This is a genomic window from Actinomyces respiraculi, from assembly GCF_014595995.2.
GTDB classification, from domain to species: Bacteria; Actinomycetota; Actinomycetes; order Actinomycetales; family Actinomycetaceae; genus Actinomyces; species Actinomyces respiraculi.
This window is the reverse complement of the sequence record NZ_CP063989.1, coordinates 101,541-119,607: the sequence shown is the minus strand read 5'-3', so window position 1 is coordinate 119,607 and position 18,067 is coordinate 101,541. Positions and strand designations below refer to the sequence as shown.

The 18,067-nt window shown below is 70.6% G+C and carries 11 protein-coding genes; 6 read left to right on the top strand and 5 right to left on the bottom strand.

Annotated features, from left to right (window positions below):
• Positions 1-91: 91 nt before the first annotated feature.
• From ID810_RS00490 to ID810_RS00480, 3 genes are all read right to left on the bottom strand, one after another.
• Entirely contained in the window at positions 92-1,378 is a 1,287-nt protein-coding gene (locus ID810_RS00490) for an extracellular solute-binding protein (RefSeq protein WP_166857603.1), read from the bottom strand.
• A gap of 175 nt (positions 1,379-1,553) precedes the next feature.
• Positions 1,554-2,759: a glycoside hydrolase 5 family protein gene (locus ID810_RS00485; protein ID WP_166857601.1), complete on the bottom strand. Its 1,206-nt coding sequence runs from the start codon at positions 2,757-2,759 to the stop codon at positions 1,554-1,556.
• A 1-nt stretch (position 2,760) separates the two neighbouring features.
• A complete protein-coding gene (locus ID810_RS00480) occupies positions 2,761-6,198 on the bottom strand; it encodes an alpha-mannosidase (protein ID WP_166857599.1) in 3,438 nt (1,145 codons plus the stop codon).
• 168 nt (positions 6,199-6,366) lie between these two features.
• On the opposite strand from ID810_RS00480, the gene ID810_RS00475 reads away from it, so the two are divergent.
• The 6 genes from ID810_RS00475 (at position 6,367) to ID810_RS00450 (ending at position 15,241) form a co-directional block, all read left to right on the top strand.
• Positions 6,367-7,377, top strand: coding sequence for a LacI family DNA-binding transcriptional regulator (locus ID810_RS00475; RefSeq protein WP_166857597.1), 1,011 nt, complete (start codon positions 6,367-6,369; stop codon positions 7,375-7,377).
• 180 nt (positions 7,378-7,557) lie between these two features.
• Positions 7,558-8,775 carry an ROK family transcriptional regulator gene (locus tag ID810_RS00470; RefSeq protein ID WP_166857596.1) on the top strand — a complete coding sequence of 406 codons (1,218 nt, stop codon included), beginning with the start codon at positions 7,558-7,560 and terminating at the stop codon, positions 8,773-8,775.
• Positions 8,776-8,975: 200 nt separating this feature from the next.
• The gene (locus tag ID810_RS00465; protein ID WP_166857594.1) at positions 8,976-10,361 is read left to right on the top strand and encodes an extracellular solute-binding protein; all 1,386 of its coding nucleotides are present in this window, start codon (positions 8,976-8,978) and stop codon (positions 10,359-10,361) included.
• Positions 10,361-11,287 (top strand): carbohydrate ABC transporter permease, encoded by a 927-nt coding sequence (locus tag ID810_RS00460; protein WP_166857592.1) that lies wholly within the window; start codon positions 10,361-10,363, stop codon positions 11,285-11,287. Before ID810_RS00465 ends, ID810_RS00460 begins: the two co-directional genes overlap by 1 nt.
• Positions 11,288-11,289: 2 nt before the next feature.
• Positions 11,290-12,156, top strand: a complete 867-nt coding sequence (locus ID810_RS00455; protein ID WP_166857590.1) for a carbohydrate ABC transporter permease — start codon at positions 11,290-11,292, stop codon at positions 12,154-12,156.
• Positions 12,157-12,193: 37 nt separating this feature from the next.
• Positions 12,194-15,241: an alpha-mannosidase gene (locus ID810_RS00450; RefSeq protein ID WP_166857588.1), complete on the top strand. Its 3,048-nt coding sequence runs from the start codon at positions 12,194-12,196 to the stop codon at positions 15,239-15,241.
• 91 nt (positions 15,242-15,332) lie between these two features.
• Here the strand turns inward: ID810_RS00450 and ID810_RS00445 are convergent, their stop codons facing one another.
• Both ID810_RS00445 and ID810_RS00440 read right to left on the bottom strand, forming a co-directional pair.
• On the bottom strand, positions 15,333-16,997 hold the full coding sequence (locus ID810_RS00445) for an ABC transporter substrate-binding protein (protein WP_235931670.1): 1,665 nt from the start codon (positions 16,995-16,997) through the stop codon (positions 15,333-15,335).
• The gene (locus ID810_RS00440) at positions 16,994-18,058 is read right to left on the bottom strand and encodes an HAD family hydrolase (protein ID WP_166857586.1); all 1,065 of its coding nucleotides are present in this window, start codon (positions 18,056-18,058) and stop codon (positions 16,994-16,996) included. Before ID810_RS00440 ends, ID810_RS00445 begins: the two co-directional genes overlap by 4 nt.
• Positions 18,059-18,067: the final 9 nt, after the last annotated feature.

Below are 18,067 nucleotides of genomic sequence, written 5' to 3'. Positions count from 1 at the left end.
GTTCCTCCGTCCGTCGGTGGTGCTCGGCCTGCCCGTGCACGGCGGGCAGGGGCCTGGGGGCGGGACCCTGCCGCCCCCAGGCCCCGGTGGCTCAGTCGCCTAGGTTGTCGTTGCAGTAGGCCACGGCAGCGTCCAGGGCCTTCTTAGAGGAGATGTCACCCTTGAGCGCCAGTGCGAACTGCTGCTGGACGTAGGACTGCATGTCGTCGCTGTAGGCGATCGGCTTGGCGATCTCGGCCTTGGGCATGGCGGTGGCCGCCAGGTCGATGGCCTCCTTCATGAGGTCTGAACTCACGTCACCGGTGAAGGAGTCGGGGTTCTCGTTGCCCTCGACCGTGCCGGGCATGAAGCCCTGAGCCAGCTTGACGAATTCAACCTGGTTGGCGTTGTTTGTGGCGAACTGTGCGAAGGCCAGAGCCAGGTTGGGGTTCTTTGACGCGGCTGAGACCGACAGGCCCTGGATGAACAGTGGCGCGACGGTGAAGCGTGGGGAGACTGCAACCTTGTCCAGAAGGTTGGGCGAGTCGTTGGTCATCTGGTTGACGAAGGAGCCGGTGGCCGTGGTGAAGCCGACCTTCTCCTGGGTGAACATCATGGCGTTGCCGGTGTAGTTGTCATTGAGGACCTCGGCAGGCATGGCGCCGGCCTTGTAGACCTCGACGTACTTGTCCAGCAGCTCGGCCGCCTTGTCCGTGTTGAAAACGAACTTCTCTCCGTCGAAAACCTCGACGCCGTAGTCCTTGATGTCGGTGACGGTGGGCATGGACGAGGCTAGGTAGACCTGCTGGGCAGCAGCGGTCTTGCACCACTCCAGGTAGGTGTCCAGGTCGTGGGGCGCGTTGGCGGCGTCCAGACCGGCCTTGGCTAGCATCTCGGTGTTCCACCAGCACACGTCCGTGCCCAGGTACCACGGGTAGCCGAAGGTGCCGCCCTTGACGTCGTCATAGGTGTAGGCGTCAACGGCCCCTTGGACGTAGCTGCCCAGCAGGGCCTTGTCGGCGTCCCTGAGATCGACCAGCTGGGAGACCTTGGCCAGCTTGTAGGCAAATCCCTCGGGAAGGTTGATAACGTCCGGGAGCTCACCGGAGTTGGCCTGCTGGAGGACCTTCTCCTCGTAGCCCTCGCCGGGCTGATCGATCCACTTGATGGTGGTGCCGGGGTTGTGCTCCTCGAAGTCCTTGATGAGGGCCTCGAAGTAGGGAGTGAACTTCTCGTTCTTCAAGGACCAGGTCTGGAATGTGATCTCACCGGACAGTTCTCCGCCTGCGGCGGAGCCGCCAGCAGCGGGATTGTTGTCACTGGAGCCGGTGCAGGCGGCCAGCGTGGCGGCGGTGGCTGCAGACAGCCCCAAGAGTAGGCAGCGGCGGGAGAGGTTCATGACGGATCCCTTCGTCATTGGAGGAAACGGGTGGGCGGTAGCCACTACCACGATACTACAACGGTTTAGTGGATGGGCGGTAGATGATGACGCGACAGAAGCAGAAGTTTGTTGAATCCTCTCTATTCTGCGGAAGACAGCGGAGCAGGCGGCACAACAGGCTCGCCTGGGAGTCCTAAACCGATTTCAGGGATGGCAGCGCCAGAGCAGGCGGCTCCCCTGCCACGGCGCGGTGCAGCCACTGGCCGAAGAGGTTCCCCCCCGGGGCCGTCAAGGAGCGCTGCCCGGCCTGGACGCTGGGAACCAACAGGTGCTCCCGCTCCCCTACCGCACTGGACCGCGTCTGCCCGCCGGGGGCATGCGCCTGCCCGGCGGCGGCCACGGCCTCCTGGAAAGCCCGGCCCACCGGCTTGAGCGTGCCCTCCGAGGAGAACAGCCCCAGGGTGTGCTCAAGCTCGGGGAAGTCCGCCAGGTCCCGGCTGACGTCGTGAGAGCACCACCAGGTCACAGCCTCCAGCTCGGGCAGGGGCCCGGCCGCAGCCCGCACCAGGGAGGCGACAGTCCGGTGCACGAACTCCGGGGCGTCCGCCGGGTCCACCCAGCTGCTGGGTGCCCCCACCTCCTGCAGCCAGATCCGTCTGCCCGGGCCGCCCCAGGCGCGGGCCAGCTCCACCAGGTAGCGGGCGAACAGGTGCAGCGCCGGGTGGCGCCTGCCGTAGCGCGGCCCCACCTGCATGAACACCCAGGAGTGGACCGTGGTCAGGTCCCCCAGGCCCACGGCGTGCACAGGCTCAAAGGGGTGGGTGTCGTCGAACCACAGGTCGTCGTCGAAGGAGTGGGTGAGAACGCCCTGGGGCCACGCCGCCCGGGCCTCCGCCAGCAGCCCCTCCAGCCAGGCCCCTGCCTGGGCGGGGCTCAGCGGCTGGCAGTCCGGGTGGCGGGCGGCCGCGAACTGGATGACCTCGTTGCCCACGCTCAGGCCCTCGGCCCCGGGGCGGTCCGCCAGCTCGCGGGCCAGGGTCCGTACCAGGGCCCGCTGCCCGTCCACAACCTCCGGGTCCGTGAACAGGTTCCGTTGGTGCCAGGTGACCACCCAGGAGGGCAGGAAGTCGAAGGAGGACAGGTGCCCCTGCAGGGCGTCCACCGTGACCTTCAGCCCGACGGCGGCCGCCGCGTCCACCACCGCCAGCACGTCGTCGACCGCCCGGGGGCGGATGAGCGTGCGGTTGGGCTGCAGCAGCGGCCACAGCGGGAAGACCCGCACATGGTCCGCCCCCAGGGAGGCGATGTCGGCCATGTCCTGGGCCACCAGGCCCAGGTCCAGGTCCAGCCAGGAGTGGAACCAGCCCACCCGCGGCGTGTAGTTGACCCCGAAACGCATCTCAGACCTCCCCACCGGCGCCCCAGCGCTCCGGCGCACCTGCCCGACGACGCTCCGACGGCCTCGCCTCACCGCCAGTGCGGCGGCGCAGACGGATCGTGGCCACCCCAAAGGGGTGCAGCTCAAAGGACCAGACGCCCTCCGTGCTGGTGGGCTCCACCTGCACCCCCAGGGAGGCGCTGGGCCGCCCATGCAGGTCCGCCCCCACCGCCCCGGCCAACTCCGGGGCGTAGAGGGTGACGCGGCGGCGTGCGCCGTCCGGCTCGTAGACCCGTACGAGGACAGCGCTCTCCTGCCCGGGCTCCGGGTCGGCCAGGTGCAGGGACTCCAGCACCGCGCCCTCGACCCGCACCAGCGGGGCCAGCGCCGCCGCCAGGCGGGGCCCGACCTGGGTGCCGGCGGGCAGGGCCAGCTCCTGGGTGGGCAGGTCGAGGCGGTAAGCGGCATCCCGCACGGTGGACACCGTCTCGCCGCCGGTGATGGCGAAGCACAGCTCGTGCTCTCCCCGGTCCGCCTGGGGGTCCGGGAAGCGCGGCGCCCGCAGCAGGGTGGCCCGCACGAGGGTCCAGGTGCCGCCGCCCGGGCGGGGGTGGCGGGTGAGGTCCCAGCCGTAGGTTCCGCTGTTGGCGACGCCGACGCCGTGGCCCGCCTCCCCCACGTGCAGCCACTTGTGGGCGCAGACCTCAAAGCGGTGGGCGTCCCAGGAGGTGTTCTCGTGGGTGGGGCGGCGCAGGTGGCCGTACTGGGAGCCGTAGGCGGCGTCATGGGCGTGCACGTCCACCGGCAGGGCCAGCTTGAGGACCTTCTCGCTCTCCTGCCAGAAGACCCGCACCCGCAGGTCCAGCTGCTCGGAGCCGGGCGTGAGGCTCCAGGTCAGCCGGGCACGGGAGCGGCCGAAGGCCACGTCCACCTCGGCGCGCGCCCCGGCGGCATCGACGTGCACGTCGCGCAGCTGGCCCTCCAGGTCCCGCAGGGAGGAGCGGTAGAAGGGATCCAGGTCCCAGGCGTCCCACTCGTTGGGGAAGTCATTGGCCAGCTGCAGGACCCCGAACCGGGCCCCTGGCGGCACCACATCCCGGCCCGCGACCACCAGGGAGGTGACGGCGCCGGTGGCGTCCAGCCGGGTCTCGACCAGGCCGTTGCCCAGCTGCGCACCCGCACCCTCGCGGCTGGCGTGGCAGGCACGTGCCTCGTCCCGGCCGCCCGCAGGCAGCAGGGCGCCCCCCAGGGGCGGCACCGTCACCCCGGCCACGCGGCGGCTGACGGGCGCGGTGTTGAAGACCACCCGGTGCGCCTGACCGGTCGGCTGCGGGCCGGGTGCGTCGGCGGACGACGGCGAGGCCACCCCGTCCGACATCGGGACCGTCCCGTCTGTCGGCGGCACCGCCCCGTCCAGCGTCGACCTGACGCCCACCCCGTCCGACGGCGGCACCGTCCCCTCCGGCGACGGAACCGCCCCGTCCGACGACGACCTGACGCCCGCCCCGCCCGACGTCGGACCGACGCCCACGTGCTCACGCGGGCAGCTGGCGGGCACGCCGGAGACCAGGGCGTGCTGGGCGACGGCGGTCAGGGCCTGGCAGGACTCAATGACCCGACCCAGCTCCGCGAGCGCATCCTCGTAGGCCCAGGCGATCGACGAGCCGGGCAGGATGTCGTGGAACTGGCACAGCAAGGTGGTGCGCCACAGCTCGTGCAGGTGGGCCGCCGGGTAGGCGTCGTCGGCCAGCAGACCCCGCGCCCAGGCGGTGGTGCGCCAGGTCTCCGCCTCCCGCAGGGCCGCCTCGGCGCGACGGTTGGCCCGCTTGGTGGCCGCCTGGGTGGTGAGGGTGCCCCGGTGCTTCTCCAGGTACAGCTCGCCCACCCACACCGGAGCGTCCGGGTACTCCTGGCGGGCCTGGGTGAAGAACTCCTGCGGCGTGGTGTGCCGGGTGCGCGGCATCCCGGCCAGGTCCGCCACCCGCTCGACACGCTCCACCATCTCGCGGGTGGGGCCGCCCCCGCCGTCGCCGTAGCCGTACAGGAACAATTCGGTGGAGGCCCGGCCCTTGTCCTTGAAGTTGACCTCGGCGTGCCGCAGCTGCTCGGCGCTGACCTCCGCACCGTAGGTGTCGGCGGGCGGGAAGTGGGTGAAGATCCGGGTGCCGTCAATGCCCTCCCACCACAGGGTGTGGTGGGGGAAGACGTCCACCTGGTTCCAGGAGATCTTCTGGGTCAGGAAGTTGTCATAGCCCGCCAGGTGGGCGATCTGCGGCAGGGAGCCGCTGTACCCGAAGGAGTCCGGCAGCCAGATCTCGTGGCACTGCGCCCCCAGCTCCTCGCGGAAGAAGGCGGTGCCTTCGGTCAGCTGGCGGGCCAGCGACTCCCCGGAGGGCAGCACGGCGTCGGGCTCCACCCAGGAGCCGCCCACCGGTACGATCCGCCCGGCCGCCACCTGCTCCTTGACGCGGGCAAAGACCTCCGGGGCATCCTGCTGGAGCCAGGCCAGGTGCTGGGCGGCGGGCAGGGCGAAGACCATGGGGGCACCGTCCTCCAGCAGTCGCAGCACGTTGGCCATGGTGCGCACCACCTTGCGGCGGGTCTCGCGCACCGGCCACAGCCAGGCGGAGTCGATATGGGCGTGGCCCACGGCCCCCAACCGGATCGAGTCCGGGGCGGCGGGCACGGCCAGCAGCGGGGCCAGCAGGGCCCGCACCCGCTCCGCCGAGCCGGGCACGTCCGCCAGGTCCAGCTGGTCCAGGGCCTGGCTGGTGCCCAGCAGCACCGTCCAGCCGCGCGGAGAGTCCTCCGGCAGGGTGCGGGCCAGGCCCAGTAGGACGTCGACGTCGGCGGCCAGGGCCCGCACCTGGTCGTGCACCTGAACCAGGTCGGCCGTGGTGAAGGTGTAGATCGGCTCGTGGCCCTGGGTGGCGCGGGCGCCGTCGTCGGTGGGCAGGAAGGGGTGGATGTCCAGCAGCAGGGGGTTGGAGGCGGCCTCGAGGTAGAGCTCCAGGGTGCCGTCGGCGTCCAGCAGGTCGCTGGTGACCGGGACCCAGCGGTTGCGGGGGTTGACGGCCTTGAGCGCCCGCCCGGCGGGAGTGAGCACCAGGCCCTCGCACTGGAAGCCGGGCGAATGGTCGGCCCAGCCCAGGTCCAGGTCCAGCTCCAGGTGGCGCTCGCGCAGCGCCTCGGGCACTCTCACGCGCAGGCGGAACCAGGTGGTGCCCCAGGGCGGCCCCCAGCGCAGGGGCAGGTCGCAGGGGGTGTACTCGGCCTGCCGGGCCTGGGCAAAGGGCACCGGCTCGCCCGCTCCCGGCACCCCGGCCACCGGTCCGACGGCGTCGGTGAGCGCCCAGTACGCGGTCTCGACCTGGCGGACGGTGCGGGTGGCTGCTGGGTACAGGCGCTCTGTCAGGATCCGGTCGATGTGCTTGAGAAGCATGGGGCGGTTGTCGTGCATGGCGTGGCTCCTGGGTCAGCAGACCGGCTTCTGAAGGGGCGTGGACCGGCGGTGGCACCACGGTGGCGCGACCTTGCGCCGAACCCCGAGACTAAACCGCATTAGGACGTGTGGTCAAGCCGATCTGAGGGATCTGTGTAATCGCTTCAGTGATGACATACTGACCCCATGGAACGCCCCACGATCCGGGACATCGCCAACGTTGCCGGCGTCTCCCCCTCGGCTGTCTCCTTCGCGCTCAACGGCCGCCCTGGAGTCTCCGAGAACACTCGCCAGCGCATCCTCGCCGTCGCCAACGATATGGGCTGGACCCCCAACGCCGCCGCCCGCGCCCTGTCCGTGTCCCGGGCCGGCACGGTCGGGCTGGTGCTGGCCCGCCCCAGTCAGTCCGTGGCCGCGGAACGCTTCTTCTTCGAGCTGATCATCGGTATGCAGGCCACCCTGGCCACCGCGGACCTCGCCCTGCTCTTCCAGATCGTCGACGACGTCCACCAGGAGGTCGCCGCCTACCGCAGCCTGTGGTGCCAGCACCGCGTGGACGGCGCCGTCGTGGTCGACCCTCGCCAGCACGATCCCCGCCTGCCCGCGCTCGCCGGGATCGGCATGCCCTACGTGCTCGTGGGCGAGGAGGACCCCAACGGCATGCCCTCGGTCACCGGCGACGAGGAAGGCATGATGGCGCTGGTCGTCAACCACCTGGCCTCCTGCGGCGCCCAGCGCCTGGCCTACGTGTCCGCCCGCACCTCACTGCTGCACACGGAGCGGCGCAGCCACGCCCTGACCCGCATGGGGCGCGAACGCGACCTGGAGGTCATGTTCTCCAGCGCCGTGGACTACACCGAGCGCTCCGGGGCCCAGGCCACTGCCGAGCTGCTGTCCGGCACCCGCACACCAGACTCGATCATCTACGACAACGAGGTCCTGGCCCTGGGAGGCGTGACCGCCGCCCGCGAGCTGGGCTCCCGGCTGGGGCAGGACCTGGCAGTGGTCTCCATGGAGGACTCTCCCCTGTGCCGCCTGCTGACCCCGGCGGTCAGCGCCGTCCACCGGGAGCCCGCCGTCATGGGGAACCTGGCCGCCCAGCTGCTGGTGGAGCTGCTGGACGGGCAGAGCGCCCGAAGCGTCAAGGCCCCCACCCCGGAGCTGGTGGTGCGCGCCTCCTCAGCCGGCCAACGGTAGAGCTCGGGCGCGCCGAACCATCCCAGACCCATGACCATCTCCTTTGACGCGCGGGCGGACGACGACGTCCGGCCCCTGGGCGGAACGCCATCGCAGCGCCGAGCCGCCTCGTAACGGTTCCGGCGCCCAGCCTCCATAATGGACGAGGACTGTCGCCACGGTCGGGAACGGAGCCCAGGTATGCGAGCACACGCCAGCCCTCGCCCGGTTGCTCCGACGCGGGCGCTCATCCTCGCGTCCATCCGCCGTGCGGGCGACGGCCTGACTCGCGCGCAGATCAGCCGCGCCACGAGGATCGCGCCCCAGACGGTCTCGAACGTGACCCGCGACCTGCTGGCGGAGGGCCTCCTGCGCGAGACCGGTGTCGTCCCGCCCGAGGGGCGCGGACGTCCGGGAACCGTGCTCGAGCTCAACCCATCCGGCGGCTACGCGGCGGGGATCCACCTCGACCCGTCCGCGCTCAGCATCGTCGTCGTCGACCTGCTCGGCCACATCGTCGCCGAGGACCACGGCCCGCTGCCGTCACCGGTGTCGGCGGACGCCATCGTCGAGCACGCGCGCAGCACCGTTGAACGCCTGTGCGCGCAGGCCGGGGTCGCCTCAGAGCAGCTGCTCGGCATCGGTCTGGCCGTCCCCGGCCCCGTCAACCACGAGGACGGCACGACGTCGCCGCCGCTGCTGCCAGGGCTCGGGACGGTCCCGTTGCGGCGGCTGCTCGCGGAGGCGACCGGGCACCTCGTGCTCATCGACAAGGACCTGCCGGCGATGGCGCAGGGGCACCTGTGGACCGGCGAGGCCCATGAGGGCGACACGTTCATCCTGCTGTACATGGGGGCGGGCACGGGCATGGCCACCGTCGTCGACGGCCGGGTCCTGCACGGGCAGACGGGCAACGCCGGCGAGACGATGCACCTTCCCGGCAACCCCTTCTCCACGCGCCCCGGCAGCCACTTCCTCGGGGACTCGCTGAGCGAGCGGATCCTCGCCCTGCAGGCGCGCAACCGTGGCCTCGCGCTGCCGCACCCGGCCGACACCTGGGACCCGCACTCGATCAGCGAGAACCTCACCGCCCTCATCGCCCTCGCGCGCGCCGGCGACGCCGACGCGCGAGCCGTCTTCGAGGATGCCGGCGAGACGCTGGCAGCGACGACGCTCGCGCTCACGGAGGTCCTCGACATCTCGACCGTCATCATGACCGGCCTGGTGTGGCAGTCGTTGGAGGACCTCGTCGCCCCGACGCTGCACGCCCGTCTGGCCGGGCACACGATTCACGGCGTCGCGCGTCCGATCTCGATCAGCACGTCCGCGATGGGCCGCAACGTCGGCACAATCGGGGCCGCGTGCCTCGTCCTGGAGTCGGTGCTCGGCACGACGACACCCGCTGCCCGGGAGCGGTGAGCCCGCCGGGCGCCGGTGCCGCCGTCGGACCCTGCCGGGGTGCCGAGCCCGGAGGCCCGCCGGGGCCCGCCCGGGGTGCTGGAATGTAACAAAACCATCACAGCGTTCATGTGACCGTTGACACTATTTTATCCACCTGATGTAGTTAATCGGTCCTGGCATCCAGAGCGGATGCCCCTCGGTGCAAAGGAGCTCCGGAGATGACCCCCACCCCCGTCCTGTCCCAGATCACCCCGAGCCGACGCGCGCTGCTGGGCGGCGCCATCACCCTCGCCGCAGCCGGGGCGCTCAGCGCCTGCTCAGGCCCGGACGGCTCGTCACGCAACGAGAACACCTTGCGCGTCGTGTACCAGAAGACCGCCGCGTTCCAGCAGCTTGAGCACGTACTCACCAAGGCGAAGGAGGAGTACGAGGCCTCCCAGTCCACTGTCGCCATCGAGCTCGTCCCCATCGAGGCCGAGCAGGACAGCTACTTCACCAAGCTCGCCCTCATGAACGGCTCACCGGACACCGCCCCGGACATCATCTACGAGGACGCCTTCCAGATCCGTACCGACGTCGCCGCCGGGTACCTCCGACCGATCGACGAGTACGTCGCGACGTGGGAGGAGTGGAACATGTTCCTCGACTCGGTCAAGGATGTCGGCAAGGGAGACGACGACAAGCTCTACGGCATCTCACTGGGCACCGACACCCGCGGCATCTTCTACAACAAGAAGCTCTTCGCCCAGGCCGGCCTGCCCGAGCAGTGGCAGCCCACGACCTGGGACGACATCCTCCAGACCGCCCGCACCCTCAAGACCGCGCTGCCCGACGTCATCCCCTTCAACATGTACGCCTCCAAGGCCTTCGGCGAAGGAACGTCGATGCAGTCCTTCGAGATGCTCCTGTACGGCACGCAGGACACCCTGTACGACACCGACACCAAGAAGTGGGTCACCGGCTCCCAGGGCTTCAAGGACGCACTGACCTTCCTCAAGACGATCTACGACGAGGGCCTCGCCCCCGGGCTCGACATCGCACTCGACACCAACATCGGCTCGCGCATCGCCACCGAGCTCCTGCCGCAGGGCAAGGTCGCCATGTGCGTTGACGGCTCCTGGCTGCCCGGCGGGTGGATCAACGGCGACAACGCCTGGCCCCAGTGGGAGGAGAGCATCGGCTACGCGGCCATGCCCACGCAGAACGGCAAGAAGCCCGGCTTCACCTCCATGTCCGGTGGCTGGACCCTCGCCATGGGCTCCCAGACGAAGAACCCTCAGGCCGCCTTCGACTTCATGGCCGTGGCCCTCAACAAGGACAACGCCCTGAAGTACTACACGGAGAACTCGCTCATCGCCGTCCGCTCAGACATCGCCGAGATGGAGGAGTACCTCACCTGCAACTCCTCCTTCGAGTTCTTCTCCAGCCTCGTGCAGTACACCCACTTCCGCCCCGCCACGCCCGATTACTCGCGGATCTCCGGAAGCATCCAGATCGCCTGCGAGGACGTCGTCTCCGGCGGGGCCTCCCCCGAGGAGGCGGCCGCTACCTACGACAAGAGCCTCGTCGGCATCGTCGGGGACGACATGGTCCAGGCGGCCTGATGCACCAGTCACCCGCCTGCGGTGTGCCGACGGCGGGAGGCGCCTCCCGCCGTCGGCACACCGGCAGAGCACTCAGGCGCGAGCTGCCGCTCCTGCCCGCGGTCCTCATGCTGCTGGCCTTCATGGCCGGCCCCATCGCCTACGCCTTCTACGGGGCCTTCACCAACCGCACCATGAGCGGGTACAAGGCGGTCAACCCCGACTTCATCGGCGTCGACAACTACGTCTCCCTCTTCTCTGACCCCGACTTCTACACCTCGGTCCTGCTCACGCTCGCCTTCCTGCTCGGCTCAGCCATCATCGGGCAGAACGTCCTGGGGATGCTCGTGGCGGTCCTCATGCGGCACACGCCCCGAAGCGTGTCCAGCGCGGTCGGCGCCTGCATCGTCGGGGCCTGGGTCATGCCCGAGATCGTCGCCGCCTTCGCCTGCTACGCCTTCTTCCACACCGAGGGCACGCTCAACACGGTCCTTGACGCCATCGGCCTGGACGGCCCCGCCTGGCTCGTCACCTTCCCGATGCTCTCCGTCATCCTCGCCAATATCTGGCGCGGCACCGCCTTCTCCATGATGAACTACAACGCCGCCCTCGCGGAGATCCCCCCGGAGATCAAGGAGTCCGCCCAGATCGACGGGGCCGGAGCCCTCCAGTCCTTCTTCCGGATCTCTCTGCCGATCATTCGCCGCACCATCGCCACCAACCTCATGCTGACGACCTTGCAGACCCTGGGTGTCTTCACCCTCATCTTCGTCATGACGGGAGGAGGCCCGGGAACACGCTCCTCGATCCTGCCGGTGCTGGCCTACCAGGAGGCCTTCAAGTTCTCGCAGATCGGCTACGGCTCGGCCATCGCCACCGTCACGCTCGTCATCGGGGCCGTCTTCTCGCTCGTCTACACCCGCGTCCTCAGGCCGGAGGTCGAGTGACCGTGAGCGCTCACAGCCTCTTCGGCGGCTCCGCCCGCCTTGCCTCGCCCCGCGGCCGTGGCCTTCGCGTCACGGCGACAGCGGTTCTCCTGCTCATCGGCATCGCCTTCGTCCTGCCGCTGGCCTGGCTCGTCCTGGCCTCCCTCGACGACGCGGCCACCCTCAGCGTCCGCCTCCCTCGGGTCTGGACCGCCGACAACTTCACCGAGATCCTCACGCCCGAGCAGACCTTCCGGCCGCTGTGGAACTCCTTCGTCATCTCCCTGGGCACCGCCGTGCTCACGATCGTCGTCTCGCTGCTGGCCGCCTACCCCCTGTCGCGCTACAGCATCCGCTTCAACAAGGGGCTCATGTACACGGTCCTGTTCGGAACCTGCCTGCCGGTCACCGCGATGATGGTGCCGGTCTACTCCCTCTTCGTCTCCTTCAAGCTGCTGGACTCCCTGGCGGGCACCATCGTGTTCATGGCCTCGACGTCGCTGCCCATGGCGATCTGGATGATGAAGAACTTCATGGACTCCGTGCCCGTCTCGCTTGAGGAGGCGTCCTGGGTCGACGGCGCCTCCTCCATGACGGCCCTGTGGCGCGTCGTCGTCCCCCTCATGAGGCCCGGTATCGCCGTCGTGTTCATCTTCGTCTTCACGGGGGCGTGGGGGAACTTCTTCGTCCCCTTCATCCTGCTGTTCTCCTCCGAGAACCAGCCCGCCGCCGTGGCCATCTACAACTTCTTCGGCCTCAACGGCGCGATCGCCTACGGCAAGCTCGCCGCCTTCTCCATCCTCTACTCCCTTCCCGCGGTCCTGCTCTACGTCATCACACAGATGCGCTCAGGCAACAGCTTCGCCATGGCGGGCGCGGTCAAGGGCTGACAGACGCGAACAGATGCTGACAGACAAGGACGTCACCATGACACACTCCAACCCTGACCTCACCGAGCGCCGCGCCCACCGTATGCTCCACGAGCAGGTGCAGGCGGCCATCTACGCAGAGACCGTCCCGCTGCAGCTGAGCGCGTGGGAGGCGCCGGGAGAACCCGTCGCCTTCGCCGAGGCCGTGGCCGCGAGCTACACGCCGATGACCACCGGAACCCCCTGGGGGCTGCCGTGGGGCACAACATGGCTCCATGCGACAGGCCGTGTTCCCGCCGAGTGGCGTCAGCGCGAGGACTTCGACGTCGAGCTCGTCGTCGACCTCGGCTTCACCTCCACGCAGCCCGGCTTCCAGGCCGAGGGCCTGGTCCGCCGTCCCGACGGCTCAGCCGTCAAGGCGGTCAACCCGCTTAACCAGGCTGTGCCGTGGGCGAGGGAGCCCGACGCCGTCGACGTCTACATCGAGGCCGCCTCCAACCCCAACGTCCAGGGAGCCGACCCCACGCGCCCCGGGGAGGGCAGCTACCGTCCCACCCTCATGGGCCGTGTCGAGACCGCCCCCAAGGAGCACCTGTACACCCTGCGGCGCGTCGACGTCGCCCTGCGGGACACCGAGGTGTGGGAGCTCGCCCAGGACCTCACCGTCCTGCTGCAGCTGGTCTCGGTGCTGCCGCCCGCCTCCGCCCGCCGCGCCTCGATCGACGTGGCCCTGGAGCGCGCGATCGACCGCATCGACCCCCGCAACGTGTCGGCGAGCGCCGCGGACGCCCGCGCGGCGCTGGCCGGCGTCCTGGCCTCCCCCGCCTCGGCCTCCGCGCACCACGTCATGGCCACCGGGCACGCCCACATCGACTCCGCCTGGCTCTGGCCCGTGCGCGAGACCAAGCGCAAGTGCGTGCGCACCTTCGCGTCGGTCCTTGAGCTCATGGACCATGACCCCGACTTCGTCTTCGCCTGCTCCTCCGCCCAGCAGTACCTGTGGGTCAAGGAGGAGCAGCCCGAGCTCTTTGAACGGATCCGCCAGCGCGTCGCCGAAGGACGCTTCATCCCCGTGGGCAGCATGTGGCTGGAGTCGGACACCAACATGCCCGGCTCCGAAGCCATGGCCCGCCAGCTGATCGAGGGCAAGACCTTCTTCATCGACGAGCTCGGAGTCGAGACCACGGACGTGTGGCTGCCGGACTCCTTCGGCTACACCGGGTCACTACCGCAGATCATCCGCGGCGTCGGGTCCCGCTGGTTCCTGTCGCAGAAGATGTCGTGGAACGACAGCGACACGATGCCGCACCACACCTTCGACTGGGAGGGTATCGACGGCTCGCGCGTCCTGGCCCACTTCCCGCCCGTGGACACCTACAGCGCCTGCCTGAGCGCCGCCGAGCTGGTCCACGCCGAGGAGAACTTCGCGGAGAAGGGCCTGGCCACCTCCTCGATCGTGCCCTTCGGGTGGGGCGACGGCGGTGGTGGCCCCACCCGGGAGATGCTCGCGGCCGCCACCCGCTTCAAGGACCTCGAAGGCGTGCCGACCGTCGAGATCGCCGGCCCGAACACGTTCTTCTCCCGCACGGAGGAGGAGTTCGTCGACCGTCCGGTGTGGACCGGTGAGATGTACCTGCAGTTCCACCGCGGCACCTACACCTCCCAGCTGCGCACGAAGCAGGGCAACCGGCGCAGCGAGCACCTGCTGCGCGAGGCCGAGCTGTGGGCGGCGACCGCCGCCGTGCACCAGGGCCTGGCCTACCCCTACGAGGAGCTCCGGGAGTGCTGGCGCACGGTGCTGCGCAACCAGTTCCACGACATCCTCCCCGGCTCGTGCATCGGGTGGGTCTACGACCGTGTCGAGCAGGAGTACGCCGAGGTCGCGGCCGTCCTGGAGGACGTCATCGTCTCCAGCGCCCGAGCCCTGACCGGTGAGGGGGACCGCCTCCTGCGGCTCAACGCCGCCCCGTCGGCGCAGGACGGCGTCCCCTCCCTCGCCATCGGCGAGCCGGAGCCGCCGCGCGGCTCGGTGAGCGTCGAGCAGGGCGCGTCCCTCGTGCTCGACAACGGGCTCCTGCGGGTGGCCATCGAGGCGGACGGGACGATCAGCTCCGTGCGCGACTATGAGGCGGACCGGGAGGTGCTGCCCCCGCGGACGCGGGCGGCGCTGCTCCAGCTGCATCGCGACGTGCCGCGCCAGTGGGACGCCTGGGACATCGACCCCGAGTACCGCAACGTGGTGGAGGACGTCACCGCGGTGACCTCACTGACCGTCGTCCAGGAGCCGGGCTGCGCCCGTGTGCGCATCGAGCGGCCGCTGGGAGAGGCCTCGACCCTCGCCGAGGAGATCACCCTCGCCGCGCACTCCAAGCAGGTCTCCCTGTCCTTCGACATCGACTGGCACGAGCGCCAGAAGCTGCTCAAGCTGGCCTTCCCCGTGGACCTCATGGCGGCGGAGTCCACCTCGGAGATGCAGTTCGGGCACGTCGCCCGGCCCGCGCACCGCAACACCTCCTGGGACGCGGCCCGCTATGAGATCTGCGCCCACCGCTGGATCCACGTCGCCGAGCCCGGCTACGGCGTCGCCGTCCTCAACGACTCGACCTACGGGCACGACGTCACCCGCGGCACCGACGCGGCCGGCCACCCGACGACGACGGTGCGCCTGTCCCTTGTGAGGGCACCGCTCTTCCCGGACCCGGAGGCAGACCAGGGCAGGCACGGCCTGTCGGTCGTGCTGCGCCCGGGCGCGTCGATCGCCGACGCCGTCCAGGAAGGCTACGCGCTCAACCTCGGCACACGGGAGGTCCGCGGCGCCCACGGCATCGACCCGCTCCTGCGCGTGGCCGGCGAGGGCGTCGTCGTCGAGGCCGTCAAGCTCGCCCAGGACCGCTCCGGCGACGTCATCGTGCGCCTGTACGAGTCGCTGGGTGCCCGCACCCGCGCGCAGGTCAGCCCCGGGTTCCCGGTCTCCTGCGTCAGTGCGGTCGACCTGCTGGAGCGGCCGTCCGACGACGTCGGGCTCACGCCCTGCGAGGGGCAGGAGGCAGGCGTCTCCTTCGAGATGAGGCCCTTCCAAATCGTCACGCTGCGCCTGCACCGCTGAGCGCACGAAACCCCGCAGGCCCGCCCCCCGCACTGGCGGAGGGCGGGCCTGCGGGCACGCCTCGGAACCGAATCGGGACCGAGGCGGGGGCTCAGCGTCCGGCGGGCCAGGCCTCCTCCGCCTGCCTCAGAGCCCTGGCGGCGTCGGCGTCGCCCTTGGCCCAGCCCACCAGGGCGTCCCACAGGACCCGGGTCCCCACCTGGGAGGGCATCATGTCGGAGGCGTCGAAGCGGATGACGGACTGGCGGGACTGGAGGATCTCGAAGGCGGCCTCGGCGACCGGGGAGGAGACGCTCACGCCGCGCGCCCCCCGGTTGGCCGAGGCGACCCCACCCAACGAGACCCGCTCGACGGCCCACTGGGCGCTGGTGAGGTAGCTCATGACGGCGGTCCTGGCCTCGCTCGGGGCACTGCCCGCGGCGTCTCCACCATCCGCACCGTCGGAACCGCGCCCGTGCGCCAGGGACACGAGGTAGTCCCCGCCGACGAGGATGGCCCGCTCGCCGTCGTCGACCGAGGGCAGCAGGAAGGTGGACACGCCGTTGGACTGGGTGCCCGCGCCGTCGGTCACGATGGTGCCCTTGGGCAGCAGGGTCTCGAAGGAGCTGGAGGCGTGGAGCATGAGGCAGGAGCCGGAGACGAGCTGCTCACCGGCCTGCTCGACCGTGGTGGTCACAGCACCCTGACCCCCGCCCGTGACGTGCCCCTCGGCCAGGAGCAGCCGTTCGAGGTCGTTGAGGGCGTCCACGGCCCGACGGTCGTCGAGCGGGGCCTCATGCCCTGCCCAAGCGTCGTAGGCGGCGGTGCCCTCAGTGGCGAGCAGGGCGTCCTCGAGCCAGTCGGACAGCGGCCAACCAGTGGTGGCACCGTCAGCGGCGCCCAGGCACCAGGGGGTGACGTCGCCGTCGGGGTGGTCCTTGACGACCTGCCGGGTGAGGGTGAGCAGCTCCTCCCAGGTCTCGGGGACCTCGTAGCCCGCTTGAGCGAAGGCGGCGGGCGAGTACCAGATGAAGGACTTGACGCTGGCCATGAGGGGTGCGGCGTAGAGGGTGCCGTCCACGGTGCCGGTCCGGGCCCACGTGTCATCCCAGCCGAGCTCGATGTTGGCGGCGACAGCCTCGGGCATCTCGGTGATGAGCCCGGCCTGGACGAGCTCGGCGATGAGGCCGGGCTGGGGGACGACGGCGAGGTCCGCGGTCACGGGGCCCACAGCCAGGTCCTCACCCCCGGCGGTGGCCGCGGAGTCGGTCGCGGCGGCATCACCGGACGCGGCGGCCTCACCGGTCGCGGCGGCAGACTCAGACGCGGCGGCCTCAGTCATCGCGGACTCGGCCGGGACGGCCTGCGCCGTCGGATCTGCCGTCTGCTGCGCCGTCGGATCGCCCGCCTGTGCTGAGGGTCGGGCGCTGGCCATGCCCGTGGGCCGAGCCGTCGGGGTGGGCAGCTGGGCGCGCAGGCTCGCCTCGAGCGTGTCGGAGCCCTCCTGCACGATGGTGATCCCGGTGCAGTCGGAGAAGGCGGCGAGGGAGGCGTCGAAGGCGGCCGCCTCCTCACCCGAGAAGGGGGTGGCGATGGTGACGGTGGTGCCCTGCGGGAAGGTTCCGTAGGCCATGGTGAGGGCGGCGCAGGCGGCAGCGGCGTCGGTGGCCCCAGGGCTCGCCTCGTCGCTCGCCCCGGCAGCGCAGCCCACCAGCGCGGCCCCGGCCAGAGCCAGGGAACAGACGACGGCCGCGGCGCGGCGCAGGTCGGCGCTCATGCCCGTGCCTCCGGGTGGGTGGCGGCCCCGGAACGCAGCAGGACGGCGTCGAGCAGAGCCGCACAGCCGTCACGCCACACGGGCTCGGTGACGAGGTCCCCGACCTCCTGAACCTCGGTGGGAGCCGAGCCCATGACGGCGCCGACCCGGGCCCACTGCAGCATCTCGAGGTCGTTGGTGCCGTCTCCGACGGCGATGGCGCAGCTGGCGTCGGTCCCCAGCTCGGTGGCCAGCGCGTCGAGGGCGGAGGCCTTGGTGATGCCGTTGGGGGCGACGTCGAGCCAGGCGGTCCAGCCGATGGCGTACTCCACCGAGTGCAGGCCGGCGCCGACGACGAGCTCACTGAAGCGGCTGACGGGCATGCCGGGAGCCCGCAGGATAACGCGGGAGACGGGCCGCGAGCGCAGGTCGTCGAGGCTGACGACCGTCTGGCGCTCAATGAGCTCGCCCTCGGGGAACAGCCGGGTGGTGCGGAAGCCGGAGTCGACGTCCTCCACGGCGATGATGCCCTCGGGCACGGCCTCGAGCAGGGCGTCGATGGCGGCGGCCGGGTCGAAGGTGATCTGCTCGACGACGCTGTGGCCCGCGGCCTCATTGGGGTCCATGCGCAGGGTCAGGGCGCCGTTGGCGCACACCATCCAGCCCTCGGTCAGACCCACGTGGTGGGCGACGGGCACCGCGGCCTGGACGCCGCGACCGGTGGCGATGACGACGTGGGCGCCGCGCCGCCGCAGGGCGTCGATGCTGGCGCGCACGCGCATCGAGACCCGTCCGTCCATGTCGAGGATCGTGCCGTCGACGTCGAGGGCGACGACGAGGGAGGGTCCGGCCACGAGGTGGCGGCCGCCCGGGTCGAGGCGGTCGAGGTCAGCGGCGCGCTCGCGCACGAGGGCGGCGTACTCGCCGTCGGACAGTGGCCTCAGGGCGCCGCGAGCGCCGTTGAGGAACTCGGTGGAGCCCCCGAGGCCCCGCGGGCCGTCGGGAATCTCGGACAGGTCCTGGCGGGGTCCGCTGGGCAGGACGCTGACGGGCAGGGTGCCTGTGGAGTACGTGTTGCTCACGGCAGCTGC

What these genes read in the sequence shown, in the direction of transcription:
- ID810_RS00490 (WP_166857603.1), bottom strand. Translation starts at nt 1,378, where the DNA reads ATGAACCTCTCCCGCCGCTGCCTACTCTTGGGGCTGTCTGCAGCCACC.
- ID810_RS00485 (WP_166857601.1), bottom strand. Translation starts at nt 2,759, where the DNA reads ATGCGTTTCGGGGTCAACTACACGCCGCGGGTGGGCTGGTTCCACTCC.
- ID810_RS00480 (WP_166857599.1), bottom strand. Translation starts at nt 6,198, where the DNA reads ATGCACGACAACCGCCCCATGCTTCTCAAGCACATCGACCGGATCCTG.
- ID810_RS00475 (WP_166857597.1), top strand. Translation starts at nt 6,367, where the DNA reads ATGGAACGCCCCACGATCCGGGACATCGCCAACGTTGCCGGCGTCTCC.
- ID810_RS00470 (WP_166857596.1), top strand. Translation starts at nt 7,558, where the DNA reads ATGCGAGCACACGCCAGCCCTCGCCCGGTTGCTCCGACGCGGGCGCTC.
- ID810_RS00465 (WP_166857594.1), top strand. Translation starts at nt 8,976, where the DNA reads ATGACCCCCACCCCCGTCCTGTCCCAGATCACCCCGAGCCGACGCGCG.
- ID810_RS00460 (WP_166857592.1), top strand. Translation starts at nt 10,361, where the DNA reads ATGCACCAGTCACCCGCCTGCGGTGTGCCGACGGCGGGAGGCGCCTCC.
- ID810_RS00450 (WP_166857588.1), top strand. Translation starts at nt 12,194, where the DNA reads ATGACACACTCCAACCCTGACCTCACCGAGCGCCGCGCCCACCGTATG.
- ID810_RS00445 (WP_235931670.1), bottom strand. Translation starts at nt 16,997, where the DNA reads ATGAGCGCCGACCTGCGCCGCGCCGCGGCCGTCGTCTGTTCCCTGGCT.